The 25912-nt window shown below is 70.3% G+C and carries 23 protein-coding genes and 1 pseudogene; 17 read left to right on the top strand and 7 right to left on the bottom strand.

Annotated features, from left to right (window positions below; all coding sequences use genetic code 11):
• Window positions 1-107 precede the first annotated feature (107 nt).
• Both ACFXB5_RS40210 and ACFXB5_RS40215 read right to left on the bottom strand, forming a co-directional pair.
• A complete protein-coding gene (locus tag ACFXB5_RS40210) occupies window positions 108-1169 on the bottom strand; it encodes a Gfo/Idh/MocA family protein (protein WP_385218090.1) in 1062 nt (353 codons plus the stop codon).
• Window positions 1166-2170 (bottom strand): aminotransferase class IV, encoded by a 1005-nt coding sequence (locus tag ACFXB5_RS40215; RefSeq protein ID WP_385218093.1) that lies wholly within the window; start codon window positions 2168-2170, stop codon window positions 1166-1168. Before ACFXB5_RS40215 ends, ACFXB5_RS40210 begins: the two co-directional genes overlap by 4 nt.
• Before the next feature lie 831 nt (window positions 2171-3001).
• On the opposite strand from ACFXB5_RS40215, the gene ACFXB5_RS40220 reads away from it, so the two are divergent.
• Genes ACFXB5_RS40220 through ACFXB5_RS40285 form a run of 14 tightly spaced genes read left to right on the top strand, consistent with a single transcriptional unit; the run spans window position 3002 to window position 19205 of the window.
• The gene (locus tag ACFXB5_RS40220) at window positions 3002-3781 is read left to right on the top strand and encodes a transketolase (RefSeq protein WP_385218096.1); all 780 of its coding nucleotides are present in this window, start codon (window positions 3002-3004) and stop codon (window positions 3779-3781) included.
• Window positions 3782-3791: 10 nt separating this feature from the next.
• Entirely contained in the window at window positions 3792-4769 is a 978-nt protein-coding gene (locus ACFXB5_RS40225; protein WP_385218097.1) for a transketolase C-terminal domain-containing protein, read from the top strand.
• A gap of 2 nt (window positions 4770-4771) precedes the next feature.
• Window positions 4772-6028: a hypothetical protein gene (locus tag ACFXB5_RS40230; protein WP_385218100.1), complete on the top strand. Its 1257-nt coding sequence runs from the start codon at window positions 4772-4774 to the stop codon at window positions 6026-6028.
• A complete protein-coding gene (locus ACFXB5_RS40235; RefSeq protein ID WP_385218103.1) occupies window positions 6025-7014 on the top strand; it encodes an aminoglycoside phosphotransferase family protein in 990 nt (329 codons plus the stop codon). Before ACFXB5_RS40230 ends, ACFXB5_RS40235 begins: the two co-directional genes overlap by 4 nt.
• On the top strand, window positions 7007-8491 hold the full coding sequence (locus ACFXB5_RS40240) for an FAD-binding protein (protein WP_385218104.1): 1485 nt from the start codon (window positions 7007-7009) through the stop codon (window positions 8489-8491). The genes ACFXB5_RS40235 and ACFXB5_RS40240 overlap by 8 nt, the downstream gene beginning before the upstream one ends.
• Window positions 8491-10854 carry an amino acid adenylation domain-containing protein gene (locus ACFXB5_RS40245; RefSeq protein ID WP_385218107.1) on the top strand — a complete coding sequence of 788 codons (2364 nt, stop codon included), beginning with the start codon at window positions 8491-8493 and terminating at the stop codon, window positions 10852-10854. Before ACFXB5_RS40240 ends, ACFXB5_RS40245 begins: the two co-directional genes overlap by 1 nt.
• Before the next feature lie 35 nt (window positions 10855-10889).
• Complete coding sequence (locus ACFXB5_RS40250) at window positions 10890-13886, top strand: type I polyketide synthase (protein ID WP_385218109.1); 2997 nt, start codon at window positions 10890-10892, stop codon at window positions 13884-13886.
• Window positions 13883-14725: a 3-hydroxyacyl-CoA dehydrogenase family protein gene (locus tag ACFXB5_RS40255; protein ID WP_385218111.1), complete on the top strand. Its 843-nt coding sequence runs from the start codon at window positions 13883-13885 to the stop codon at window positions 14723-14725. The genes ACFXB5_RS40250 and ACFXB5_RS40255 overlap by 4 nt, the downstream gene beginning before the upstream one ends.
• A 25-nt stretch (window positions 14726-14750) precedes the next feature.
• Complete coding sequence (locus tag ACFXB5_RS40260) at window positions 14751-14993, top strand: acyl carrier protein (RefSeq protein WP_385218114.1); 243 nt, start codon at window positions 14751-14753, stop codon at window positions 14991-14993.
• Entirely contained in the window at window positions 14990-16129 is a 1140-nt protein-coding gene (locus tag ACFXB5_RS40265) for an acyl-CoA dehydrogenase family protein (RefSeq protein ID WP_385218117.1), read from the top strand. The genes ACFXB5_RS40260 and ACFXB5_RS40265 overlap by 4 nt, the downstream gene beginning before the upstream one ends.
• A complete protein-coding gene (locus ACFXB5_RS40270) occupies window positions 16126-17208 on the top strand; it encodes an HAD-IIIC family phosphatase (RefSeq protein ID WP_385218120.1) in 1083 nt (360 codons plus the stop codon). The genes ACFXB5_RS40265 and ACFXB5_RS40270 overlap by 4 nt, the downstream gene beginning before the upstream one ends.
• Window positions 17205-17828, top strand: a complete 624-nt coding sequence (locus ACFXB5_RS40275) for a class I SAM-dependent methyltransferase (RefSeq protein ID WP_385218123.1) — start codon at window positions 17205-17207, stop codon at window positions 17826-17828. The genes ACFXB5_RS40270 and ACFXB5_RS40275 overlap by 4 nt, the downstream gene beginning before the upstream one ends.
• Window positions 17828-18562 carry an SDR family NAD(P)-dependent oxidoreductase gene (locus ACFXB5_RS40280; RefSeq protein ID WP_385218124.1) on the top strand — a complete coding sequence of 245 codons (735 nt, stop codon included), beginning with the start codon at window positions 17828-17830 and terminating at the stop codon, window positions 18560-18562. Before ACFXB5_RS40275 ends, ACFXB5_RS40280 begins: the two co-directional genes overlap by 1 nt.
• Window positions 18549-19205 carry a TIGR00730 family Rossman fold protein gene (locus tag ACFXB5_RS40285; RefSeq protein ID WP_385218127.1) on the top strand — a complete coding sequence of 219 codons (657 nt, stop codon included), beginning with the start codon at window positions 18549-18551 and terminating at the stop codon, window positions 19203-19205. The genes ACFXB5_RS40280 and ACFXB5_RS40285 overlap by 14 nt, the downstream gene beginning before the upstream one ends.
• A 497-nt stretch (window positions 19206-19702) precedes the next feature.
• Here ACFXB5_RS40285 and ACFXB5_RS40290 read toward each other — a convergent pair whose 3' ends face one another.
• From ACFXB5_RS40290 to ACFXB5_RS40305, 4 genes and pseudogenes are all read right to left on the bottom strand, one after another.
• Entirely contained in the window at window positions 19703-20119 is a 417-nt protein-coding gene (locus ACFXB5_RS40290) for a hypothetical protein (RefSeq protein ID WP_385218128.1), read from the bottom strand.
• Window positions 20120-20125: 6 nt separating this feature from the next.
• Window positions 20126-20260, bottom strand: a pseudogene (locus ACFXB5_RS40295) (helix-turn-helix domain-containing protein); the annotation flags it as partial.
• Between the two features lie 214 nt (window positions 20261-20474).
• Window positions 20475-21095 (bottom strand): TetR/AcrR family transcriptional regulator, encoded by a 621-nt coding sequence (locus ACFXB5_RS40300; protein ID WP_385218131.1) that lies wholly within the window; start codon window positions 21093-21095, stop codon window positions 20475-20477.
• Between the two features lie 197 nt (window positions 21096-21292).
• Complete coding sequence (locus tag ACFXB5_RS40305; RefSeq protein WP_385218134.1) at window positions 21293-21529, bottom strand: hypothetical protein; 237 nt, start codon at window positions 21527-21529, stop codon at window positions 21293-21295.
• 388 nt (window positions 21530-21917) lie between these two features.
• Here ACFXB5_RS40305 and ACFXB5_RS40310 point away from each other — a divergent pair, with 388 nt between their 5' ends.
• The gene (locus tag ACFXB5_RS40310; RefSeq protein ID WP_385218135.1) at window positions 21918-22250 is read left to right on the top strand and encodes a hypothetical protein; all 333 of its coding nucleotides are present in this window, start codon (window positions 21918-21920) and stop codon (window positions 22248-22250) included.
• 22 nt (window positions 22251-22272) lie between these two features.
• Here ACFXB5_RS40310 and ACFXB5_RS40315 read toward each other — a convergent pair whose 3' ends face one another.
• Window positions 22273-22641, bottom strand: coding sequence for a hypothetical protein (locus tag ACFXB5_RS40315; protein ID WP_385218138.1), 369 nt, complete (start codon window positions 22639-22641; stop codon window positions 22273-22275).
• Window positions 22642-23971: 1330 nt separating this feature from the next.
• Between ACFXB5_RS40315 and ACFXB5_RS40320 the strand changes: the two genes are divergently transcribed.
• Together ACFXB5_RS40320 and ACFXB5_RS40325 are read left to right on the top strand one after the other, a co-directional pair.
• Window positions 23972-25048 (top strand): hypothetical protein, encoded by a 1077-nt coding sequence (locus tag ACFXB5_RS40320; protein ID WP_385218141.1) that lies wholly within the window; start codon window positions 23972-23974, stop codon window positions 25046-25048.
• A gap of 439 nt (window positions 25049-25487) precedes the next feature.
• Complete coding sequence (locus tag ACFXB5_RS40325) at window positions 25488-25679, top strand: hypothetical protein (protein ID WP_385218143.1); 192 nt, start codon at window positions 25488-25490, stop codon at window positions 25677-25679.
• The last annotated feature ends 233 nt before the right edge of the window (window positions 25680-25912 follow it).

Genomic DNA, 25912 nt, shown 5'->3' on the forward strand with positions numbered 1-25912 from the left:
CCGCCGCGCGCGCCCCCGCCCGCCGGCGCCCCCCCGCCCCCGCGCGCCCCCCCCCCACCGAGGTGTGCGGGACGCCGACTGCAGGCACGATCTCCGCCACCGGTGACTCAGCTCCCCAGCGCTGACAGGACGGGTGCCGCCACCTCGTGCCGGGCCACACGATAGATGTCCTGGAGCAGGATCAGGGTGTCCAGCCCGGCCCGGTCGTCGGCGATCATCTTGTGCCCGTCCCGCACGGCCGCCGCGAAATCCGCGATCTGCCGGCGGTGGGAGATGCCGTAGTAGCCGATCCCCGGCGGAGCCTGCTCCACCTCCGCTGAGGCGAGCTCTGCCGCCGCCGCGCGCAGCTCCTCGTTGCCTTCCGCCATATGCAGGGTCCCGGGGTGGTCGAGGTCGAACAGGACCGACCCTCCGGTGCCGATGATCTCGACGCGGGTGCGCCAGGTGATGCTGCTGGCCACGGTGACCTGGTAGGTCACGAGCGCGCCCTGCGGGCCGCGCAGCAGAGCCGCGAGGGTGTCCTCGGTCTCCATGCCGCCCCGCGGCGCGGTGTGCCCGGCGGCCGCGCCGGCCACCGCGAGCCCGCCGGTCAGCCAGCGGGTCACGTCGAGCGCGTGGTAGCCCTGGTTGACCAGGGCCGAGCCGCCCTCCCCCGCGTAGGTGCCGCGCCAGTCACTGCCCGCGTAGTACGCGTCGTCGCGGCCGCACTGCAGGCTGACCACGCCCGAGACGAGGCTGCCCAGCAGGCCGGCCCCGATCCAGTCCCGGACGGCGGTGACGACGCGGTCGTAGCGGTGCTGGGAGACGACCGACAGCACCCGTCCGGCGCGCTCGGCGAGGGACGTCAGGGCCGCGCCGTCCTCGACACTGAGGGCGAGCGGCTTCTCCACGAGCACGTGCTTGCCCGCTTCGAGCGCCGCCGCGACCAGCCCGTGGTGCGTGGCGTGCCCGGTCGCGACGGAGACGCTGTCCACCTCCGGGTCGGCCAGCACCTCGTGCACGTCCGCCGTGACGCGCGGCAGGCCGTGCGCACGAGCCAGCGACTCCGCGGTCGTGAGATCGCGGTCGCAGGCCCAGCGCACCTCCACGTCGGGCAGGACGGAGAAGCCGTCGACGTGGTTGGGGGCGACACGGCCGCAGCCCACGACGGCATGGACGAGACGCTTCACTTCGAACTCCCGGCATCGCTCGAACGAGTGGAGGAGAGGAACGACGGCGCGCCAGGAGCTCGGTCGAGGTGCACCGGGGTCAGCCATTCGTCGTGCTTGCCGGTCACGGCTCGCACGGTGTCGTGGTAGCAGGCCGCGATCGCCTGCGTCATCTCACCCGCGGTCTTGCCGTCGCCGACCGGGAAGCCGTCCACCTCGACAGCGGGCAGCACCTCGGCCGAGGTGCCCATGAGGAAGATCTCGTCGGCGAGGTACAGCTCGGTGCGCTCCACCGGCCTGGTCTCCACGTCGAGGCCGAGTTCCTCCTGGGCCAGCTGGATGAGCGTGCGTCGGGTGATGCTGTCCAGCACACCATCGGACAGGGGCGGGGTGACCAGCCGGCCGCGTTTGACCAGGGCGATGCACGACCCCGACGACTCGGTGACCTGGCCGTTGGTGTTGAGGAAGATCGGCCAGTCGGCCCCGCGTGCTCTGGCGTCGATATTGCCCAGCCGGCCGTTGTGGTAGTTGGAGAACACCTTCATCGACGCCGGTGAGGCACCGTGGTTGAACCGCGGCCACGAGCTGACCGCGAGCGTGCAGGTGCGGCCCTGGCCCAGCTTGCTCTCGAACTCCCAGGTCTCGATGGCGATCTCGGCCGGGGTGCCGCGCGGCACCATCTGTTCGCGATGCGTTCCGGCGGCGAAGCCCCACGGGCGGATGTGCAGGTCCTTGCCCGTGGTCTGCCAGGACGCGAGGAGTTCGACCGTCGCGGTGACGAGCGCGTCCGCGTCGAACTCGGTCTCCATCCAGCTCATCCGCAGCGATTCGATCAGGCGTTGCATGTGGTCGCGCAACCGGAAGCCGTGGAGCGTCTCCCGCGTGCTGCTCCAGTACGAGTGCACGCCTTCGAACGCGGCTGAGACCGAGGCGTGGCCCACTGAGCTGATGTGGACGGTGGCCTCCTCCCACGGCAAGAGGACGCCATTGCGCCAGATCAGCCGCCCGTAGCCAGCAGACATGAATGTTCCTTTCCGGAAAGGATGGGACAGCGAACGGGGATGTCTATGCGCGCAAAGCCGTATTGGCTGGCGGGGTCAGCTGTCGGGGCCGGTCGAACGGGGCGTCAATGTGCCTGAGCTGCACGCCGATTGATATCCGCACCCTGTCGTTCGTGCCGTGCGTTCTGTCAGGGACACTCTCGTGCCACGGGCGACGCATCGAAGTCATGGTGCTCCCTCGAGGTGAATTGCTGGTACGTACAGCTCGATTCGCAGCCGACCTATGGCGATCACGGACGCCGTGGCTCCAATCACAACACGGCAACCAGCAGCTGTCCAAGTTTTTAAGGCGTCGACAATACTTCATTTAGACGAGGTACGGACGCGCGTTTAGGTGGCATTTAGATTACTGGCAACCGGGCGATCCAGGCTGATACAAAAATACGGCACGTGTCTTTCGGGTCCACCGGGCGCGGCAGAGACGGCCGTTCTCGACCACAGGTGGGCATCTGCCCCGTCTCGATCAGGAGGTGGAGAGATGTCCGAGAAGACCGACTAGGGAGACGGAATTGTCCATTGTAACTTCACTGGATTCGTCCATCAGGTGTCGTACGAGCTGCAGCCCGGTGACATCTACCTGCTGCGTATCAACACCACGTTGCACCGCGTAACACCCCATTGAGGAAGGCGCCACGCGCGCGATCATCACCATGACTTACGCGGCCGAACGGGATCTGAGCGAGGAAGTTTCGCACGAAACCAAGGAATACCTTTCCGCGCCTAAAAGCCAGACGGCTTTACCCTGCGCTTATCCGGCTCATTCCAACCCCGTTCTCGCGAGGAGTGTTCCTTATGTCGAACGTGGACGAACTGGCCAGGCGGGCCCGACTCCGCGTCGTCGAACTAGCGGCGCGCAAGGCCATCCACTTGGGCCCCGCGCTTTCGCTGATCGACGTGCTGGTCGCGGTCTACACCAGGATCCTGCGTCGCGACCCGGCCCGCCCCGACTGGCCGGACCGCGATCTGCTCGTCCTCAGCAAAGGACACGGCGTCTACGGCCTGTACGCCGTGCTCGCCGAACTGGGCGTGCTGACCACGGACCTGAACGAGCTTCCAGGGCACCCGTCGGACGGTATTCCCGGGATCGAGGCGGCCACCGGGGCGCTGGGCCACGGCCTGTCCCTCGCAAGCGGCCTGGCGCTGGGCGCACGGCTCGCAGGCAAGGACCGCCGGGTCTACGTGATCACGGGCGACGGCGAGCTCGACGAGGGCAGCAACTGGGAGGCGGCGCAGTTCGCCGCCCACCACCGGCTCGGCAACCTCGTGGCCGTCGTCGACCGCAACCGCCTTCAGCAGGAGGGTGACACGGAAGAGGTCTGCGCGCTGGAACCCCTGGCGGACAAGTGGCGTGCCTTCGGCTGGCGGGTCGGCGAGAGCGACGGCCACGACATCACGGCCATCGCCGACGCCGTCACCGCGCTGGAAGCCGGTGACGGCCCGGCGGTGCTGATCGCCCGCACCACCAAGGGCAGGGGAGTTCCCTTCGCCGAGGGTGATCCCGCCTGGCACATGGGAGAGCTGGACGCCGCCCAACACCGGATCGCCGTGGCGGCGCTGACCGCGACGGCGTGAGGAGAGCACCTTGACCGCCACATCCATCCCGCCGCACCACACATCCGTCGCGCCGCAGAGCATGCGAGCCGCGCTCGCCCCGGTGCTGGCCGCCGCCGTGGACGCCGACCCCAGCCTGATCGCCCTGGGTGCGGACGGACGGGCCTTGTTCGACCAGGTCCTCGAGCGGGATCCGCGTCGCTATGTGGACGCGGGCATCGCCGAGGCCAACCTGGTCGGCGTCGCCGCGGGGCTGGCCCGCGCCGGCCTGCGTCCGGTGGCCGCCGCCATGGCGCCGTTCCTGGTCCGCCGGGCGTATGAACAGATCCGGCTGGACGTGTGTGTGCCCGGCCTGCCGGTCGTGCTGCTCGGCGTGGGCGGCGGCCTCGGCTATGGCCCGCTCGGCCCCACCCACCACGCCACGGACGACATCACCCTGATGTCGGCCATGCCCGGCATGAGGGTGTCCTGCCCGGCCGATGCCGCCGACGCCGTCTCTGTGGTGCGAACACTGCTGGCCGACACCTCGGGACCGGCCTACGTGCGGCTCTCCGCGCGTCCTGATCCCGTGCTGCCGGCCGCGGCTTCCGAAGGTGATCCCCGCGGACCCCGGCTGCTGCGGGACGGCGACGACCTCCTGGTCCTGGCAACCGGGCGATGCGTGGCCGAGGCGCTCGACGCCGCGGACGGACTGGCCGCGGACGGGGTGGCGGCGGCCGTCGCCTCAGTGACCACCCTGCGCCCCTTTCCCGCCACCGCGATCCGAGAGCTCGCCGGCCGCCGGCCGCTCGTCGTGACCGCGGCGGAATCCCTGGCGCCCGGCGGTCTCGGTCCGTCCACCGCGGAGGCACTCGGCCGCCGAGGTCCAGCGGTGATCAGCCTGCACACCGACCACCGGTACCCGCCGGTCGCGGCCCACCAGGACCTTCTCCGTTTCTACGGCGTCGACGGCCAGAGCATCCGGTCCGCCGTACTGAGCTACCGCAACCGGAAGACGAGGGAAGCGTGACGATGAGGATCTTCTCCAGCGCCCAGGCCTGCGGCTTCGGACCCATCTCCAAACTGACCGCCATATCGCCGCTGTTCGAGGGCGCCACGATCGACTTCACGGGTCGCGACGTCGCGCTGGACTTCGCGCGGCGCCACATGCACCGCTTCACCAACATCACCGAGGGCGAAACCCAGCGGTACGAGGACGTCGCGGCCGGCCTGGCCGAGGCCGACTTCGTGGTCAGCGTGATGGACGCGGAACTCGTGTTCTGGGCGGTGCGCGCCGACGTGCCGACGCTGTTCTTCGACAGCCTGCTGAGCTTCTGGCTCACCGAGCGCAGCATGGAGGAACTGGCCGCCCGCGCGTCGCTCGTGCGCTGGTCCGACGACGAGACCGCGCGGTTCGTCTTCGACACGCTGACGCCGCACGAGCGCATCCTGCTGGCCCACCTGCTGGCCACCCGGTCGTACGCGCAGAACTTCCCCGGCGTCGCGGCGCGCATCGACTCCCTGACCAGGGCGGGCGCGAGCCACATCCAGCTGTGCGGCCCCATCGTGGACCGAGGCGCGCTGGAGGCCGCGTTGTCCGCTCCCGCACCGGACCGCATTCCCGACCTGCTGATCAACTTGGGTGGCTTCCAGAACTTCTTCCTGGACTACGAGTCCCACAACGCCTATCTCGACCTGCTGCGCCGGTGGGTCGCCGAACTCGCCGCGGCGCAGCCCGAGCTGCGCCGCGTCCTGGTGTGCGGTGGTGCGTTCCGCGAATCGGTGACCGAGACCCACGGAGGCGTCGAGATCGAGTACACCATGTTGCCGCACAAGGACTTCCTGCGGCACCTGGCCCACGCCCCGTTGTACGCGGTGCCGCCCAGCCTCACCTCCTTGCACGAGGCGGTCATTCTGCGCAAGCTCCCGCTGCTGCTGCCCGAACAGCACTACGGGCACGTCACCAACCTGCGGGCCCTGCGTGGTACCGCGATCGGTGACAACGCGGCCAGCCTCATCGACCTCGGCACCCGGTTCGAGGTACCGGAGGACGACCTGGAGGGCACGCGGGCGCTGGACCGGCTCACCCGCGAACTCCTCTCGGACGAGGCCGAGTACCGCTCCTTCGCCGACTACCTGAACAAGCGGCTGGCCGACTACCGGCAGCTGACGAACCAGGAACGCGACGCCGCCGTCGACGAGCTCGGCGGGCTTCTCGGCGGCCCCGCCCTGGCCGACCTGCTGGCCCACCTCAGTGACCGCCTCACTCCCGCCGGGAGGACGCCGTGACCGCCGCCGGCCTCGCGGAGCGCACCGTCGACACCGACGAGATCACCCGACTCATGCTGGCCGCCCACCGGGAACGCACCGGGCAGGGCGAAGTGTCGCCGGAGCGCGTGAACACCAGCACCTGGACGCCTGCCGGCGCCCGCAAGGTCCGCCGTCGGACGTTCGTCCGTCTCGACATCGACGGCGAGGCCGTGGCGGTGGCCAAGATCCCGCTGTCGCACAGCGACCCGAAGCTCGCCGGCGAGCTCGAGGTCCTGCGCTCCTTCCGGCCTCCGTCGCCCCTGGGCTGTCCGGCTCCGCTCGACACGCTGGGGGGCGGGTTCACCATGAGCTACCTGCCCGGCGTCGACCTGCCCACCGCCGTCACGGGCGTGGACACCCCTGACGGCCTGTGGCAGGTGCTGCGCCCGGCAGTGGACCGCGTCGTCGAACTGCACCGGTCGGGTCCCGCGGTCTCCAGCACGCCCGAGCTCGCGCTGGAGACGGCCGCCCACTACGTCCGCACGCCGGAGTTCGGCGTTCGGCACGCCGACGAGGCGCTGCGCACGGCACTGCTGGCACCGACCCACGGCGACCTCGGCCCGTGGAACGTCCGCCGCGACCCGCGTGACGGCACCGCCAGGGTGCTGGACTTCGAGGACTACCGCGCCACCGGCATCGCCGCCATGGACGTCGTCAACCTGCTCATCACGACGGCGCTCGCGGTCTTCCCCGACTACCAGGAGCGCGGCTTCGACTGGCTCTACGACCAGGTCTTCGACCGCGAGCACTGGTTCGGCTCCGTCCTGGCCCGCGGTCTCGACCACTACGGCGCCCACACCGGTCAGCGGCCCGGCCGCGTGCTCGACCTGCTGCCGTTCACCTGCCAGTGGCTGATCGAGCGCATCGAGGCCGAAGGCCGCGACACCAGCCGGCTCTTCTACCGCCCCTTCCTCGAGCGCTACCTCGAACGGCGCCCAACGGTCAACGGGAGCAACCATGTCTGACACCAACGCCCCGCCGGTCCCTACGGACGCCGTGGTCATCGGTGGCGGCCCCGCCGGACTGTTCGCGGCCCTGACCCTGGTGCGGGCCGGCCGCCGGGTCGCCCTGCTGGAGGCCGGCGGCGACATGCGGGAGAGCCTGTGCTCCCGCCTGGTGGCCCGCATGGACGGGCGGTCCGTGCGGGACGCCGAGAAGTTCCGCCTGCAGTGCCCCCGCTGCACCTGCCTGACGGGGCTGGGCGGCGCCGCCTTCCACTTCGACACCAGCCTCGGCTACATCTCCTCGCTCACCCGCTCCAAGATCGAGTCGGCGCCGGACGGCACGGTCCGCTCCTACAGCGGGCTGGAGCGCGCCCTCGGTTCGTTCGACCGCGCCCAGGAGCTGATCTCCGAGGCGTACCGCATCTTCTACGAACTGGGCTTGCCGCCCGCCGAGCCCGTCCACGCCGAACAAGACGACTCCTTCGGTGCGATGTTCCAGCACGTCGACACCGCCTTCTCGCAGAGCGTCACCGTGGACGACTCCCTGGTCGTCATCGCCCGTCTCAAGGACGAACTGGAGGAGAACGGCGGCCGCGTGCTGCTGCACCACCGCGCCGAGGACATCGAGCCGCTGGACGGCGGCGGGTTCGAGGTGCGCGCGGCCACTCCTGGCGGGCCGGCCGTGTTCCACGCCGATGACGTCGTGGTGGGCGTGGGCAAGCTCGGCCTGCCGTGGGTGCGCGAGCTCATCGGCCGGATCGGCGTGCGCCACCGGCCCAGCCGCCGCGTCGATCTCGGCGTGCGCCTGGAGACGCGGCGGGAGGACCTCGACCGTCTGCTGGACGGCTGCCACAACCCGAAGCTGTCCTTCCTCAACGAGGAGGGCCACTCCGTGCGGACGTTCTGCGTCTGCGGGGGCGGCCGGGTCATGCAGTACGGCTTCCTGGACGCCGTCGCCCTGGACGGGCAGCACTGCCTCAACCAGCCCACCAGCAAGTCCAACCTGGGTGTTCTCACCACCGTCGACCTGCCGGAGGGGACCGACGGCACCGAGCACGCCGCCGCGTTCGCGGCCAGGGTCGCGGTCTACGGCCGAGGTCTTCCGGTCGTGTCCACTGTGGACGAGATGGCGGAGCGCCCTGTCCCGGAGGGGCCGCTGACCACCAGCCTGATCAACTACCACCACGGCGACCTGCGCGAGTGCCTGCCCCCGTCGCTGGTCCGCGACGTGCTGGCCATGGTCGAGCGGCTCAACGCCCTGCACCCGGGACTCGTGCCCGGCACGGCCACCGTCGCCGCCCCCGTTATCGAGCGGATCTTCCCCGACCTCGAGCTCTCCGACGACCTGGAGTCCTCCATCCCCGGGCTGTACTTCGTCGGCGACAGCTCCTCGAAGATCATCGGCATCACCTACGGCGCCGCGACCGGCATGGCGGCGGCCCGCTCCGTGCTGCGCCGCCGGGCCGGCCTGGCGACCGTGACGGGCGGGGATCGGTGATGATCACTCTCCCGCAGCGCATTCCCGATCACGGCGAGCCGCGGCCCCGGCACGCCACGGCACGGTTGAGCACCCCGGCGGCAGCTCTGCTGCAGGGGCCCGGCGGGGTGGTCCGGCTGGCCGCCCTGAGCCGCCTGCTGCTGCACCGCTACGGCGCCGGCTGGGATGTCGTCGGAGTCGCCGACGACGGCCACACCGTCGTGTGCCACGACAGCGACGCGGACCAGGAGACCACCCCGCTGGGCGAACTCGCCTACGCCATCCGGCCGCGGCCCGCCGCGCCGCCTGCCGAGGGCGAGCTGTACGCGGCCGTGCTCTCGGCCCCCGCCGAGGTGCCACCGGCCGTGCTCCGCCGGCCCGTCTGGACGCTTTCCGTCGACGGTGACGTACTGGACCTGGCGCACGACGCCGCCGTATTCGACGACGGCAGTGCGGATCGGGTCGCGGAACACCTGGCGCTGCTCGCCCACGAGGTCGCCGAGCACCCGGACCGGGCCGCCGGCGACGTCGAGCTGCTGCTGCCGGTGGAGCGCACGCTCCTGCTGGAAACCTGGAACGCCCCGCACACCCCGCACGCCGACGTCACCTTGCACCACCTCTTCCGCGAGCAGAGCGCCCGCACGCCGGATGCCGTCGCCCTGCGGTACGGCGACACCGAACTGACCTACGGTCGGCTGGACGCGGCCTCCGACCGGTTCGCGCACGCCCTGCTCCCGTACCTCAAGGCACCCGGCGACCTCGTGGTGCTGACCGGTGAGCGGGACCTCGACCTGTTCACCGCCATCCTGGGCATCTGGAAGGCGGGCGGCGCGTTCGTCTACCTCGACCCGGCACTGCCCGCACCGCGGGCCGCGGACATCCTCGGCCTCACCGACCCGGTGGCCGTGCTCACCACCGCCAGTGGCCACACCGCCGTCGGCGGGCAGGCCCGGAAGGTCGAGGCATTGCTCGCCCTCGACCAGCCGTCCGGTCCGCCGCCGGACACCGCACAGCCCGACACCACGGCCTACGTCCTCTTCACCTCGGGCAGCAGCGGCACCCCCAAGGCCGTGGTGCGCCCGCACCGGATGCACACCTCCCGCATCCGGCTTGAACAGGACCTCTACGGCCCCGGCCCGGCGGACCGGCACTTGCTCAAGTCGCCCATCAGTTTCCGGGAGTTCGTCCGGCCGCTGGCCGGCGGTGGCACCGCGGTGCTGGCCGAGCCCGGCCGCGACCGGGACGACCGCTACCTCGCCCGGCTCATCCACGACGAGGCCATCACCACCGTCAGCTTCGTGCCGTCCATGCTGCGGCTCCTGCTGACCCAGCCCGCGTTCCGCACGGCGCCCGCGTTGCGGCACGTGTTCGTCGGGGGCGAGGCGCTGAGCCAGGACCTGGAGGGCGAACTGCGCTCGTTGGGCTTCGAGGTGCACAACACCTACACCCTCAGCGAGGCCGACTACGTCTGCCACCGCACCGCGGCCCCGGCCACACCCGGGACCGGCGGCCCCGGCACCAACGTCGGCGTCCCACTCGACATGCGCGTGTACCTGTGCGACTCAGCGGGCCGGCTGGTGCCGCCCGGCATCCCCGGCGAGATCCATACCGGCGGCCCCGGGCTGTCCGACGGCTACCTCGGGCGGCCCGACCTGACCGCCGAGCGGTTCCTGCCCAACCGACACGATCCCGGTCGCCCGCCGGTCGTGTTCCGGACCGGGGACCTGGCCCGGTACCTGCCCGGCGGCGAGCTGGAGTACCTGGGCCGGGCCGACGACCAGGTCAAGGTGCGCGGGCAGCGGGTGGAGCCGGCGGAGGTCGAGACCGTGCTGCGGGGGCACCCGGGCGTGGCCAACGCGGTCGTCGTCGGCGCGCCGGATCCCGACCAGGGGGCCGCCCTGGTCGCCTATGTCGTGCCCGCGGGTGAGGAGATCCCTGTCCAGCGGCTGCGTGAGTACCTGGCCGGGCGGTTGCCGGACTTCATGGTGCCGGCGCGGCTGGCTTCGGTGCCCGCCCTGCCCCTGCTGGGCAGCGGCAAAGTCGACCGCAAGGCACTGCGGGTCGTGCCCCGTGGCCGTCCGGAACTCGCTGTGCCCTACGCCGAACCGGCCACTCCCGGGCAGCGCAGGGCCGCCGAGCTCGTGGCCCGCGTCCTGGGGCTGGACGAGGTCGGCCTCGACGACGACTTCTTCGCCCTCGGCGGCGACTCGCTGCGCCTGATGCTGCTGCGCGGCGCGCTGGAGACCGCGGCGGGCAGGCAGTTCGCGCTGGCCGAGGTGTTCGCCGCCGGCACCCCGCGTGGCTGCGCCCGCCTGCTGGACACCGAGGATCCCGCTCGCCCACCCGCCCGGCGGCCGTCCGACCGCCGCCGGCGCGTCCGCTAGCGGACCGCCACCCACGTCGAAGGAGGTGATTCGAGGTGAACGCGCTCGACCACGAGGACGCCGTCGCGGTCGTCGGCCTGTCCGTGCGGCTGCCCGGCTGTGACAGCGTGGCGCGGTACTGGTCCATCCTCGAAGCCGGCGAAGACAGCATCACCCGGCGGGAGGCCGCCACGGCTGCCACGTTCGTGCCTGCCTACGGATCGGTGCCGGGTCCCGGTCACTTCGACCGCGACCGCTTCGGGATCGCCTCGTCCGAGGCGCTGCTGACCGATCCGCAGCAGCGGCTGCTGCTGGAGGCCGTCGACGAGGCGCTGACCACGGCCAACGTCGACCGGGCCGGGACGATGGCGGTCAGCGTCTACGCCGGGGTCGGCCACAGCGACTACGAGCGGTGGGTCGGCAGTGCGCTGGCCGGCCGCCCCGGCGTCGACGCGCAGTCCCTGGAGGTGACCAACCGCGGCGACTACGCCGCCACCCGGGTCGCCTACCGGCTCGGCCTCCAGGGCGCCGCCGTCACCGTGCAGTCGGCCTGCTCCACCGCGCTGACCGCCGTCCACCTGGCCGTGCAGGACCTGCTCGGCCACGGCAGCGACCTGGCCGTGGCCGCCGTGGCCTCGGTCCGCGTCCCCGCTCCCGGCGGCTACGACGCCCCGCTCGGCGGCATCGGCTCCCCGGACGGGGTGTGCCGCCCCTTCGACGCGGCGGCGGGCGGGTCCGTCCCCGGCGACGGCGTCGGCGCCGTCGTCTTCAAGCGGCTGGCCGACGCGGTGCGCGACGACGACGAGATCTGGGCCGTGGTGCGGGGCAGTGCCATGAACAACGACGGCTCCGGCAAGTCGGGTTTCGCCGGGGTCGACGCCGCCGCCCAGACCGAGGTGATCCGGGCCGCACTGGACGTGGCCGGGCTCGGGCCCGGGGACATCGACTACGTGGAGGCGCACGGCAGCGGAACCCGGATCGGGGACTCCACCGAGTGGTCGGCGCTGGCCGAGGTGTTCGCCGAGGCCGGCCACCCGGTCCACGTCGGGGCGGTCAAGGGCGGTCTCGGGCATCTGCGGGAAGCGGCGGGCCTGGCCGGCTTCGCCAAGGCGGTGCTCTCGCTGCGCCACCGGCGTCTCGCCGCCACCCCGCACTTCGAGCGGCTGCCCGCCGACCTGGCCGCCCGGTCCGGCCCGCTGCGGCCGCTGGGCGAGGCCCTGGACTGGCCCGCGGTGCCCGGCCGGCCCCGGCGGGCCGGGGTGAGCGCCTTCGGCCTGGGCGGCACGAACTGCCACGTGGTTCTGGAGGAAGCGCCCGCCGCACCGGTGACGCCGTCTTCGCGGGATCCCGAGTTGCTGCTGCTGTCCAGCCACCACCCGGACGCCCTGGACGTCGACCTGGCCGCTCTGCGCGACCACTTGGACGAGAACCCTTCGCGGATCGCTGACGCGGCATGGACGACCCAGACCGCACGCCACCGCTATCCGCATCGTGCCTACGCCGTGGTGCGCTCCCCGGACGAGGTGGCCGGGGCGTTCGGCAGCGACCGGCTGAGAATCCAGCGCGGCCACGCCACAGCCGACGCCCCCGAGGTCGTGTTCGTGCTGCCGGGCATCGGCAGTCACTACCCGGGCATGGGCGCCGAACTGGCCCGCACGGACCCGCTGTTCGCCCGCCACCTCCAGGCCGTCGTGGCCGTGGCGGACACGCTGACCGACGGTGCCGTGGGCCGGTCGTTCGCCACCGAGCCGACCCGGCCGGACCGCCAGGGCGACCGCGTGGACCTGCGCGCCCTGCTGCGGCGCGGCGGCTCGGCGCCCGCGCCCCGGGAACTGCGTGAGGTGCACCTGTCGCTGTTCTGCATGGAACACGCCATGGCCCGCACGCTCATGGACCTCGGGATCCGCCCGGCCGCGCTGCTGGGCCACAGCCTGGGAGAGTGGGTGGCGGCCGTGCTGGCCGGGGTCGTCGGGCCGGAGGACGCGATGGCCGCCGTCGCCCGGCGGGCCGACCTGGTCGAGACCGCCGGGCCGGGCGCCATGCTCAGCGTGCTCGCCGCCGCGGAGGAGGTGGAGCGCTACGCCGTGGAGGACACCTGGATCGCGGCCGAGAACGGGCCGGGCCACTGCGTGTTCTCCGGCCGACCGGAAGCCGTGTCGACGCTGGCCGGCCGGCTGCGTGCCGCGGGGTTCACCACGTTGCCCGTGGACGCCACGCATCCCTTCCACACACCGCAGCTGGCGGACGCCGCCGCCCTGCTCGGCGAGGATCTGCGCCACGTGGACCTGGCGCCGGCCCGCATCCCCATCGCTTCGAGCGTGCTCGGCGCGTGGCTGGACGGGGAGGTACCCGAACCCGGCTACTGGCGTGACCACATGGTCAGCCGGGTGCGGTTCCGCACGGCGGCCGGGCTGGTCCTGTCCCGGCACCGGGTCCTGGTCGAGGTGGGACCGGGCACCGCCCGTCCCTGGATCACCCAGGCCGACCCGGACGCCGTGTGCGTGCGCACCGTACGGCAGTCCTACGAGAACGCCGGCGACCGGCAGATCCTGCTGGAGGCACTGGGAGAACTGTGGGCCCACGGGGTCGAGGCCGACTGGCCACGCCTGCGCCGTGGCCCGGCGCGCCGGGTCGGCCTGCCCCCGCGCGCCCTGCTGCGCCGCCGGTACCTGCCCGACACCGAGCCGCCTGCCGGTCCCTGGCCGACGCCTGGCACGGCGCGGCAGGCCGAGCCGGTACCCGAGACCCCCGCGCCGGCGCCGCCGGAGGAGGCACCCGGATCCACCGTCGGGCAGTTCCTGGCCCACCGCTTCCGGGTTCTGCTCGGACTGCGCCAAGTACACCCCGACGACCACTTCTTCCACCTCGGTGGCGACTCCCTGATGGGCGTGCACCTGATCGCGGGCCTCAAGGAACTCACCGGACGGGCCGTGCCCTCCTCCGTCGTCTTCGCCTCCGCGACCCTCGGCGGCATGACGCGCGAGGTCCAGGACTGGCTCGCCACCACCGAGCACGAACCAGAACCCCTCGACCACGGGAGCTCAGTGTCATGAGCACACCCACGCTCGGAGTGATCGGAGCCGGTGTCATCGGCTCCAGCGTCGCCCACGCCGCCGCGGCGGCAGGCTACGCCGTCACCCTCGTCGACACCGATACCGCCGCACTGGACGCGGCCCGCGTGGCCGTCCGGCGGCACGAGCGGCTGGCCGCGCTGCTGGGCGGCCGGGGACCGCGGCCGCTGGACATCCGCTCCAGCACCGACCTGGCCGACGTGGCCGGCGCCGGGTTCGTGGTGGAGAACACCACCGAATCGGAACCGGGCAAGCGCGAGCTGTACCCGTTGCTGGACAAAGCGCTGGCGCCCGGCGTGACCATCGCCGCCAACACCTCCGCCATCCCCATCGCCCGGCTGGCGGAGTGCCTTGCCGACCCCGGCCGCGTGGTCGGCGTGCACTTCATGAACCCGGTCGACCGCATCGACATGGTCGAGGTCGTCCGCGCCCCGTCCACTTCGGACACCGCGCTGGCCGCGGTCGAGGACCTGCTGGGCCGCATGGGCAAGCGCTCCGTCGTGGTCAACGACGCCCCCGGCTTCGTCATCAACCGCGTGCTGATGCCGGTGGTCAACCTCGCGGCCGCCGTCGTCGCGGACGGTGTCGCCACCCCGAACCAGGTCGACGAGCTGTTCAAGGGCTGCCTCGGCCACACCTCCGGGCCGCTGCGCACCGCCGACCTGATCGGCCTCGACACGGTCGTGCACACGCTCGAGGTCCTGCACGAGCACTACGGGACCGCTGAGTTCGCCACCCACCCGCACCTGCGCCGGATGGTCGACGAGGGCCGGACCGGTGCCAAGAGCGGCCGCGGTTTCTATTCCTACGACGGGAACTGACACGATGACTGCTCAGAATGCGCCCATGAACGAGGAAATCGCGGCCGTGGTGCGGGAATTCATCACCCGGCTCAGCGGCCACCCGGACATCGAGGACGACTGGCCGCTGATCTCCGGGGGCATCCTGGACTCGATCGCCGCGGTCCAGATGGTCGACTTCGTCGAGCGCACTTTCCACATCGAGGTGACCGACGAGGACCTGGAACTGCTCAACTTCGACTCCGTGCGGGGACTGGCCGCCCTGGTCACCCGCCGGGTGGCGGCGTGAGCACCACTGTGCCGGAAGCGGTCCTCGACGTGCTGCGGGGCGAGCAGTTCGCCGACCGGGCCACGGCCTGGGAACGGGCGGGCACCGTCCCGCGCGAGGACGTCGAGCGCCTGGCCGGGCACGGACTGCTCGGCATGACCGTCGGCACCGCGCACCACGGCAGCGATCTCCCGCTGGTGGACGTGACCGAGGTGCACCGGCTGGTGGCCGCCGCCTCGCCCAGCCTGCACAGCCTGCTGGTGGTCCACGCCATGGTCTGTCACGCCCTGCGCCGCTGGGCGGTGCGGGAGACCCGCGACGCGTTCCTGCCCGAGCTGGCCACCGGCCGGGGGCTCGCCGCCTTCGCCCTCACCGAGACCGGCGGCGGAGCCGACGCCGGGGCACTGACCACCAGGATCGACCAGGATGGCGACACCCTGCGCGTCACCGGGGTGAAGCGCTGGCTGTCCTTCGGCCAGATCGCCGACGCCTACCTCGTCTTCGGCCTCACCGAGGGCCTGGACAGTTGCGCGCTGATGGACGCGGGCAGTGCGGTGCGGGTCGAGCCCGAACCCCGCACCGCGGGCCTGCGGGCCGCGCGGCTGGCCCGCGTCACCTTCGACGGGGCGACCGCCCCCGCCGCCCGTATGGTGGGGCGACCGGGCACTGGCATCCCCTTCGTCGCGACGTCGTGCCTGACCCTGGGCCGGCTCTGTGTCGCGGCGGGGGCGGCGGGCATCGCACAGGCCGCGCTCGACCTGGCCGTCGGCCACGCGGCCACCCGCTCCACGGGGGACCGCGTGCTCGGGGACCACCAGCTGGTGCGCGGGCTGCTCGCCGACGCCGCCCTCGCCGCCGAGTCCGCGACCCACTACGTGCGGTCGGCGGCGCAGGAGGTCGAGGACCGCACGCCGACAGCGGCGGTGACCGCCGCCCGCGCAAAGCTGCTGGCCTCCCGGGCGGCCAGCGGCGTGACCGCCACTGCCTCGCGCCTGCTGGGTGCCGAGGGCCAGACCGAGAACCATCCGCTGGCCCGGCTGGCCGCCGCGGCCCGGGTGTACGAGGTGATTGAGGGACCCACCGAGGTGCTCCAGGACGTCGTGGCCACCGCGCTGCTGCGCGACCCGGGCGCCACGGGGAAAGGAAGGCGGCGATGACCCCGGCCACGGCCGAGAACACCGTCAAGTGCGTGGTCTGGGACCTGGACGACACCCTCTGGGACGGCACGCTCCTGGAGGGCGACGAACCCCACGTTCCCGACGCCAACCGCACCCTCGTGCGCGTCCTGGACGAGCACGGCATCCTCCAGTCCGTCGCCAGCCGCAACGAGCCCGGCCCCGCCGAGGACCAGCTCCGCGGCTTCGGGCTCGACAAGTACTTCCTGCACCCGCAGCTCGGCTGGTCGGCCAAGTCCGCTTCGCTGCGCACGCTGCTGGAAGTGCTCAACATCAGTGCCGACAGCGTGCTGTTCGTCGACGACTCGGAGTTCGAACGTGCCGAGGTGGCCAGGGAACTGCCCGAAGTCCGCTGCGTGACGCGGGAGAAGCTGCACGAACTGGTCGCCGGCGGCCGGGTCCTGCCGCGGCAGGTGACCGCCGAAGCCGCCCGCCGCCGGGAGATGTACCAGGCCGAGGACCGCCGCCGCGGGCACGAGGAGACGTTCCAGGGCCCGGCCGAGGAGTTCCTGTCCTCGCTGGGCATGACGCTGCGGGTGCGCAACGCGGCCGAGGGCGACCTGGACCGCGCGGCGGAGCTGACCCGGCGCACCCACCAGCTCAACACCACCGGCATCACCTTCGACCGGGACGAGCTGGCCGAGCTGGTGCGGGACCCCGGCCACCGGGTGATCGTCGCCGAACTCGACGACCGCTTCGGCACCTACGGCACCATCGGGCTGGCCGTGCTGTCCACCGGTCCCGAGTGGACGATCCGGCTGCTGCTGATGTCCTGCCGGGTCATGGGCCGCAACGTCGGCACCGCGCTCATCGCGGCGCTGGCCCGCACCGCCGCCGCGCACGGCGCCCGCACCGTCGCCCACTTCCGGCCCACTGACCGGAACCGGCAGATGCTCGTCACCTACCGATTCGCGGGATTCGCTGTCGTGTCCCGTTCCGAGGACCGCGTCGTCCTCACCATGCCGGACGACCGGATCCCGGTCGTACCCGGTTACGTCCGCCTCGTCACCGAGGACACCACCGCTGTGCTCAGCGGCCCGACCCAGGAGGCCACCCGATGACTGCCTTCACACAGAGCTGGACCGACACGTTTTCCTCCGTCTACGCCAACGAGTCGCTGGCCAAGCTCTCCTGGTTCAACGCCTCCCCCGGTCTGGAGCTGATCAAGCGGGTGATCGACGGCACGCTCAAGCCGGGTCAGCGCCTGATCGATCTGGGCAGCGGCCCCGGCGTCGACGCCGTCTTTCTGTCCGTGCAGGGCCTGGACGTCACCGGCGTCGACCTGTCCCCGGACGCCGTCGCGCGGGCCACCCGCTGGGCCGAACTGGCTGGCGCCGACGCCGAGTTCATCCAGGGCGACGTGCTCGACGTCCCGCTGCCGGACTCCTCGGCCGACGTCGTCACCGACTCCTTCGTGTTCCACAACATGCGTGACGACGCCAGGTCGCGCTACGCCGACGAGGTACACCGCCTGCTCAAACCCGGCGGCCTGTTCCTGCTGAACTCCTTCTCCGACAAGATGGTGGCCGGTACCGGTCCGCGCCGGATCACCAGCGAGGACATCCTCACCACGTTCACCGCCGACCGGTTCGCGTGCGTGGCGCTGTACGTGTACCGCAACGTGCCCACCCGCACCAAGCCGGACCAGCTGCACTGGTTCGGCGAGTTCCAGGCGCGCTGATGCGGGTCGTGGTCACCGGCGGCGGCCGGGGCATCGGGCGTGCCGTCGCCCTCGGCTTCGCGGCCCGCGGTGCCCGGGTCGCGGTGCTGGCCCGCACCGGGTCCCAGGTGGAGTCGGTAGCAGGCGAGATCGAGGAACTCGGCGCCGAGAGCGTGGCCGTGGCCGTGGATGTCGCGGACGAGGCGGCGCTGGGCGAGGCGGCCGAGCGGGTGGTCCAGAGGTTCGGCGGCGTGGACGTCCTCGTCAACGCCGCAGGCGTCTTCAATCTCGGGCCCACTGCCGGGTTTCCAGCAGAATCCGCGCGGACCCTGCTGGAAACCAACGTCATGGGCACGTTCCTGGCCTGCAAGATCTTCGGCAGGCACCTGCTCGAGCAAGGCCACGGCAAGGTCGTCAACTTCTGCTCGCTGTTGTCCTACACCGCTTTCCCGGAACGGGCGCTGTACGCCGCGAGCAAGGGCGGCGTACTCCAGCTGACCCGCAGCCTGGGGGTGGAGTGGGCGGCGCGCAACGTCAACGTCAACGCCGTCGCCCCCGGCATGATCCGCATCGAGACCCCGCATCCGGCCGCGCTCGACGAGGACGCCATCGTCGGGCGCATCCCCTCCGGGCGGCGCGGCCGGCCGGCCGACATCGTCGGCCCCGTCCTGTTCCTGGCCTCCCCTGCGGCCGACTACATAAACGGCCAGACCGTGGTCGTCGATGGAGGCTGGCTCAGTTATGGATACCTCTGAAAGCTCCCTGGCGCTCGGAGTCTTCTGTGGCTTCTCCACGGGACCGTCGGACCGGTACGTCCAGGCCGCCACCGTGCTCGGCGCCGGCTTGGCCGCCCGCGGCCACCGGCTGGTCTACGGGGCGGGCGGGGCCGGCCTGATGGGCGCGGTGGCGCGCGGTGCCGCCGAGGGCGGTGCGCCGATCCTCGGGGTCATCCCAGAGTTCTTGCGCGCCAAGGAGATGAACGACCACCTGCCGCCACAGCAGATAGTACTCACGGAGGATCTCCTGGAACGCAAGCGCGTCATGATCGACCGCGCGGACGCCTTCGTCGCGCTTCCGGGCGGCTACGGCACGCTCGACGAAGTACTCGAAGTGGTGTCCATGGCCGCACTCGGGCAGGACGTCGGTCCCCTCGTGCTCTTGGACGTGGACGACGACTGGCTGCCCTTGCTCAACTACGTCGAGCGGCTGGAGAGGCGGGGTTTCGTGCACGACGCCGGCATCCTGCGCGTGGCCCGGACACCGGAGCAGGCGCTCGACATGGTGGCACCGGCCTCGGCCGGTGCGCTTGCGCTGGCGGGCGATCCGCAGGGCAAGGAGGCGGCTTCACGAGTTACGCGGTGCCCCGGGAACGACTGGCCGGTTACCGGGCTTTTCTGACCGGCTGGGGTGCCACCACGTTCGGCAGCAGGCTGGTGCTCCCGCTCACGGTGACCTACCTGCGGGAGTGCTGCGCCTGCCGCTGTCGGGCGTCTCGCTCTACTTCTCCCTGTTCGCGTTGTCGGGCCTGGTGGTCAATCCGCTCGCCGGCCGGATCAGCCGGGCGCACGGGCCGGGCAGCTCGGTTGCGGCGGCCGCGATCCTCCAGGCCGCCCGCACGGTTCTGAGGGGGACCGCCGCAGCGATGCGGCGGTCCTACCCGACCAGGCCGCCAAACGCCAGGTTGGACTCGACCACTTCCAGGTCAGGAACTGGACCTCATGACAACGGCACATCACGCTCGCCATGCTCGCCCTGGCCTTCCTGACCGCTCTCGCCGCCAGCGCCAGCCCGGACCGGCCCACCGAACCGCTTCATCCCGGCCGAGCCAATACCCCCATCCCGCTGACCGTCCGGGAGATCCGCCACTTTCTCGCCGCCGTGTTCACCGCACCGGGCTACTCGCCCAGCACAGCGGTCGTGAGGGTGTGCTTGAGCCAGGCCTCATAGTCGTCGTAGGACCAGTCGGCGTCCGCGACAAGGCTGTCATGGACACCGGCGCTCAGCAGGGCGACCGCGATGTCGGCGGCACGCGGGTCGATGGCGTGGCCCGACGTGCGGATGCGGTCGATGATCATTTCGACGCCAAGCCGGTGGCGTCGCCCGGCTTCGTTCTGCGTGGCCGCGATGTCAGGGTCGACCGCGGCGCCTGAACCGAGGATGGTGACGATGTCACCACAGCGTTCCCTGACTTGACGGCTGACCTTGGCAAGCATGCCGAGCAGTTCACCCGGGTCCGTCATTCCCTCCGAGGCTGTCATCAGATCGGGGATGCCGGCTTCGTCGTCCAGCAGGTCGACGAGTCCGGTGAGCACACCAGCCTTTGAACCGAAGTGGGCGTAGATGGTCTGCGGCGCGACGCCGGCCTCTTGGGCGATGAGGCGGATCGGCGTACGGGCGTAGCCGCGATCGGCGAACAGACCGCGTGCCGCGTCAAGGATCGCGCGGAGCGTCAGCGCCTCACGCCTGTCGCGCCGCTCGGGCGACTACGCCGGTCGACCTTCCGTACACCGCGCACACCGCCTCCCACCAGGGCGGATGATATTTTCCGGCAAGCGCAACCTTGTGGGTGCCGGAAATCAGCGTTGCGGTCGTGCGGCGGGCGTCATCGGCTCTGCCGGGGCGTCTTCGCGTTGGCGGGTCGCTGATCCGATCCGATCAAACGCCGAGTCAGGGCATGTTGCCCGCGCTGGAGCTGTCGGTGCGCAGGAATCGGTGAAGGATCAGCTTGAGAATCGGCAGTTGCTCGGCTGGCGCAAACGATGGGTCGGTGGCAGCGCCAGTGTAGAGCGAAGCGATCAGCGCCAGAACCCATGTCGCGGTGTCGTCGGGCTTCAAGCCAGGGTCGATCCGGCCGTCGGCGGCGGCCTCCGCGATCAGCGCCGCGATCACAGCGTGCTCCTCGTCGTTGTCCCGGCTCAGCCGCGCGCCAAGCTCCGGGTCACGGTGCGCCTGGACCATCGCCTCCATGACAAGGTGCGGTGTCGACGGCTCCGCCGCGGGCGCGGCGAGAAGGTCCACAACCTCCAGAAGGGCTGCCCACGGATCGTCACTCGTACGTGCCCGGGCCAAACCTTCTGCCCTCTCCTCGTCCTCCTCGAGGACGGCCAAGAAGATCGCTCGCTTGTTGGAAAAGTAGTGAAACAGGTTGCCCGCGCTGATGCCGGCCGCCTTGCAGATCTCGGCCGTGGTGGTCCGGTCGAAGCCCTTGACGGCGAACAGTTTGGCCGCCGCGTTCACGATGTGCTGCCGCCGTGCCTGGTGCTTGGCCGGGTCGAGCTTCCTCACCATGCTGCCTCCTGCCCACGCCCTCGGCCGACGCCGTCCCATCATCTTCATCTTCTCAGGCCATTCATAGACCGAGCACTCGGTTTATAATGATTCCTGGAGAGGACCCAGCTTCGACCGCTCAGAGAAGGGCCGGCATGGACAGCGACACCCTCACCACACATCCGCCACGGCGCAGGCTCGTTCCGGTCATGGCCTTGCTACTCCTGTCGCCGATCAGCGCTGAGTACCTCATCGGCTACGACCAGACCACCGGCCAGCCAGTGCAGCTGCTGGCCGGCCTGCTCGTCCTTGCCCCGCTCTACGGCACGGTGGCCGTGTTGATCCGAGAGGCGGCCCTTCGGGCCCGGCGCGGCTGGCCGACTGTCCTGCTGCTGAGCGCCGCGTTCGGGCTGATCGAGGCCGGACTGATCGACCAGAGCCTGTTCAATCCGCACGTCACGGGCGATCCTGTCTGGGACCAGGATCGCCTGCCCACTCTCATCTCCGGTACCGGCGTCAGCGCCCACTATGTGACGAACTTCGTCATAGGCCACGTGATCTGGAGCTTCGCCGCACCGATCGCCGTCGTCGAGTCCTGCGCCCCGCAGCTCGCCGACCGGCCGTGGCTGCGAAAGGGCGGCATGATCACGATGGTCGCTCTGTACCTGGCAGCCGCCACACTGGCCAACTATGACCAGACCAAAAACTTCACGCCCCGCCCAACTCGCAACCACAGCCGCCCTCGCTCTCTCCCTGGCTCTAGCCGCCTTCGCGATACCGCCACGAGGGGCGCACACACCCGGCCAGGTACCACCCGTGTGGCTGATTGGCTGCGGTACCGCCATGCTCCTGACCGCCCATCACCTGATGCCCGTGACGTGGCCGGGAGTCACGCTGGACATGCTGGTGCTGGCCGCGGGTGGTGGTCTGCTGCTGCGCTGGTCCAAGCGCGTTCGCTGGCGTCACCCCCACATTTTGGCCGTCGGCGGAGCGGCGCTGGTCGTCAACGCGGCCCTCTCGTTCACCATCGATCCGCTTGGCACCGTGTCGTACCCCGTGAAGTACAGCGTCAACGCCACCCTGCTCCTGGGCGTACTGGCACTACTCGTCTGGGCCGGCCGACGACTACGGTCCGCACGTCGATCGCCGTCCGACACGGTGGAGAGACACTACTGATGTTTGCCCGTCACCGTAGCGATCAGTGTCCGGCCAGCGCATCGAACCAGCGCGCCGCCTGCGGTGCCGACACGCGAAGGCCCCAAAGTGGTTCACCTCGCCCTGGTTCACGACGGGAACGGAGGCCTGGTGAGCGGCAAGCTGGAGCGCACAACTGCGTGCGTTCTCGATCGGCACGAGCACGTCGGTGTCGGCCGCCCGCGTACAGCCGCACCAGGGCGTCCGGCTTCCAGTCGCGGGTGTGATCGGCCGAGCGCAGGGCGTCCAGCAGAGGGCCGCTCGGGTGCCGCAGACGGTCGAAGAAGGCCGGCGTGAGCAGCTGCTCCACCGACGAGGCGAGGCCCTTGGCCAACTCCTCCTCATCGTGCCTTCCGTCGAAGAGTGACTCCACGCGGCTTGCGTACGGCGCACGGAAGACCTCGCCCGGGTCCTTGTAGAAGTGATGCAGCCGGTTCTGGGCGACCAGCCAGTACGAGATGCAGAAGACGCCGCTGGCGCAAGGCCCTCGACCACATCCTGATCACTTTCGAGGCACACGTCCAACATGTCCTTGCCGCCGACCAGCGGCGCGACAACATGCGCACCCTCATCGAAGCCGAAATCAGCTACCGCCCGACACCCACCACAGCCCACCATCCTGCATGACGCACGCAGACTCCCGCGCACACGCGTCCTCGCTGGCGTCATCAACGAGTACCGCTACGCCGCCTGATCAACAGCGATGATTTTTCGAGCCCGACAGCCTCCCAGCGAAGCTTGAGTTTCCTGGGCCGCCCCTCAACCGAACCGCCCTTTAGGAGTGTGCTTATCTGGGATGACACAGCGGGAAGTGCTCTTGAAGCCCGTTCGACCTATGCCTCCGAGAGGTCGGGGATCCTTGCTGATGCAGCGACGCAGCACACGCAGCTCGACGCGACCGACTCGGCGGGCTTATCCACGAATACTCGCAGGTCGCATAGGGTGACACAGATTCCGGCACCCACAGGCGCAGACCATCACCCTCTCTTCGCCGGAGTTCCGTCGATCCCGGCCGATGCCTTGTTCCGGAAGATCGCGAGTGCGTCCGCGGTGGCGTTCCGGAAGCTGAATGAAGATCAGATGGTCGAGATCCTGTGCAAGGCGCCGCAGGACTACGCCGCGATGCGATAACAGAACAGCCGGAAACGACAAACGTCCCCGCCGCGGGCGGGTGCGCACGAAGGATGGCCGGAGGAAACCGAGCGAGGCGAGGACCGCTCTGGACGGGCCACAACGCCGGGTGGACGCCCGAGGATGCCGCTAAGCACGACAAGCTGTTCGAGGACCTGCGGGAGGCCACCGCCACCGTGCAGGGGCACGAGCACTGGAAGAACTGTACTGGGACCACGGCGTCGAGATCGGCGTTCTGGTCGCTGTGCGCCAGGCCCTCAAGCTCGCCGAGGGCGCCGTTCCCGCGATCCGCCGGGGAACGCCGAGAAGGTGGCCTGGAGTCATGCGCGCGCCGTGAGACATCGACAGTCGACGGGGGCGGGGGGCAGGACTTCGGCGTAGTCGCTTGACGTCCGTTTCGTGATAATCTGTCCGGTTGACGGGATTCCGGGAACGCGACAGGCACGCACGCGGCACGCCCCGGCCGCTCGCCCAGCCCGGCGTTACATGATCACGAACTGGACACTGCGACAGTTCACCAAAGCGCTGGCGCAGCCTCGACAGAGCGAATGCGACTGAGGCATCCTATCCAGATGGGGCTCCCCTGGCGTAAGAACCGTCCAGTGATTTTAGGAAACCGTGCAGTCGCCAACCAAAACAGGGATATATTTCAGCAACTAGCGGCGGAGAGCCGCGAGGACCCGTCAAAATTCGCCATTAAGTACGTAAGCCACGCTCAAGGCGTCATTGCCCTAGAGGGAAAGCGCTATCTAGGCAGATTCCACATAGGGCTGAATGCGCTCCCTGCCGACTTCGATGAGGTCACGAAGAAGGCATTCCTAGTCTCCGACGTACTCATGCTCACACAGGATCGCGAAGGGCCGGTGACGGAACTTCATGAGACCGGCGGAGCACCCCCTTTCCTCATGCAGGGCGGCGCAGGCCTTCCGTCAAAGCGGTGGCTGTGGGGCTTCCAGTGTCTCGACACCGAGGCGCTGGGCAGGTGGCTGATGGGGGCAGAGCCACTGTTGAGCCATGGGCTCGTCTGGTACCACCCTCAGCTTGTGAAGGCGAATATCTCGTCCGGCAGCCTGGCGGTCCCTCTTGGCGAGGTAGGCACCCCTGTGCATTACGATGTCGTGGTCCGCAACGGCCGGGCGGTCGAGGCGTCGGGGGCAAACCCGATCGCCAGTAGTGTCGCCCGCATCTTATTCACTATGAAGATCCCATACATCGAGGGTGTCTCGCTGGAGGCGTTCAGTAAGCTCACCGTCGAGGAATTTAATTCTCACAAACTGTTCAAGACATGGCTCAGGAAGAGGATTCTGGACCTCGACGACGCATTGGAGGACACGCAGTCGCAGCGGAAGATCGCGGCGATTGAAGAGGAGCTCCGTCACGAAGTGGCACACGTGCAGGCGCAGATGCGGAAGGCTACGAACGACAAGGCGCTGGCGACAACGGGGGCCGCTACGTGCGTCACGACCGTCGCCCTCTTCGCCGTTACACAGCCTGCCATGCTCTCCCTCGTCACGGCCCTCGGCATCAACGCTGCTGGCCTTTGGAACTTCCTGACGACCTTTGCGGAGGGAGGAAGGAGAAAAGCCAAGGCCCAGAACGGCCAATGGTTCTATATGTGGGCGTTGATGAAGGACAGCGAACGTCTCTAACCTCCAGGGCTTTGGCGAACTGTCGTGGCAGAGCTTCGGCGTAGTTGTGTGGCGTCCATTTTGTGATCATGCAAGGCCGAGGAGTGTGAGCGGGCGACGGGGGTCGCGGGCATTGCGGCGAAGACCGGCCGCGATGTTCTTCGCGCCGGCTGCCCGGAGTGCCGCGATGGCGAGGTCGCTCCGCACGGCTGCCAGGCGGGTGGGTGGGGGGGGGGGTGTGGGGTGGGGAGGGTGCGCGGCGCCGCCCCACCCCCCCCCCCACCCCCCCTCGGCCAGCCGCTCCAGCAGGCCCGGGACCTCCTCGGGTTCGACCTGCGGATTAACCCGCAGTTGGTCAAGGATGTGGGTGCCGGAAACCGTGTCACCCGAGGTGACCTGCGGGTTCGGATCTACCAGAGCGCAGGAGGTTGGCGGGCGCTGCAGGGCATGACGCTGGGTCGTGGCGATACGTCTGATCTATCTGCTCGGGTGCCAGATCTTCCGATGGCTCGCGCTGCTGGCCCGGTCGAGCGCGGCGAAAGACATCGAGATCTTGATGCTCCGCCACCAACTCACCGTCGCACAGCGCATCCACCCACGGCCCCGGTTCTCCTGGAGCGACAGGGCCGTCATGGCAGCACTGCTCGGATGACGAACAAGCAGCAGCGCTCACAGCTGGCACTGCTGGTTACACCACGGTCAGTCCTGCGCTGGCACACACGCCTCGTCGCCCGGAAATGGACCTATCCACGCCGCAATCCAGGCCGACCACCGAAACCGGGAGCATTACTGTCGGCGACGGCCCAAATCCCCACTTTCCGACGAAAGCTGTCGCCGTAATTCCCCACCCCGTTGACGGCCGATTCCCCAGGGGGACGCCCGTCA

The sequence above is a fragment of the Streptomyces sp. NPDC059455 genome (assembly GCF_042750115.1).
Lineage (GTDB): Bacteria > Actinomycetota > Actinomycetes > Streptomycetales > Streptomycetaceae > Streptomyces > Streptomyces endocoffeicus.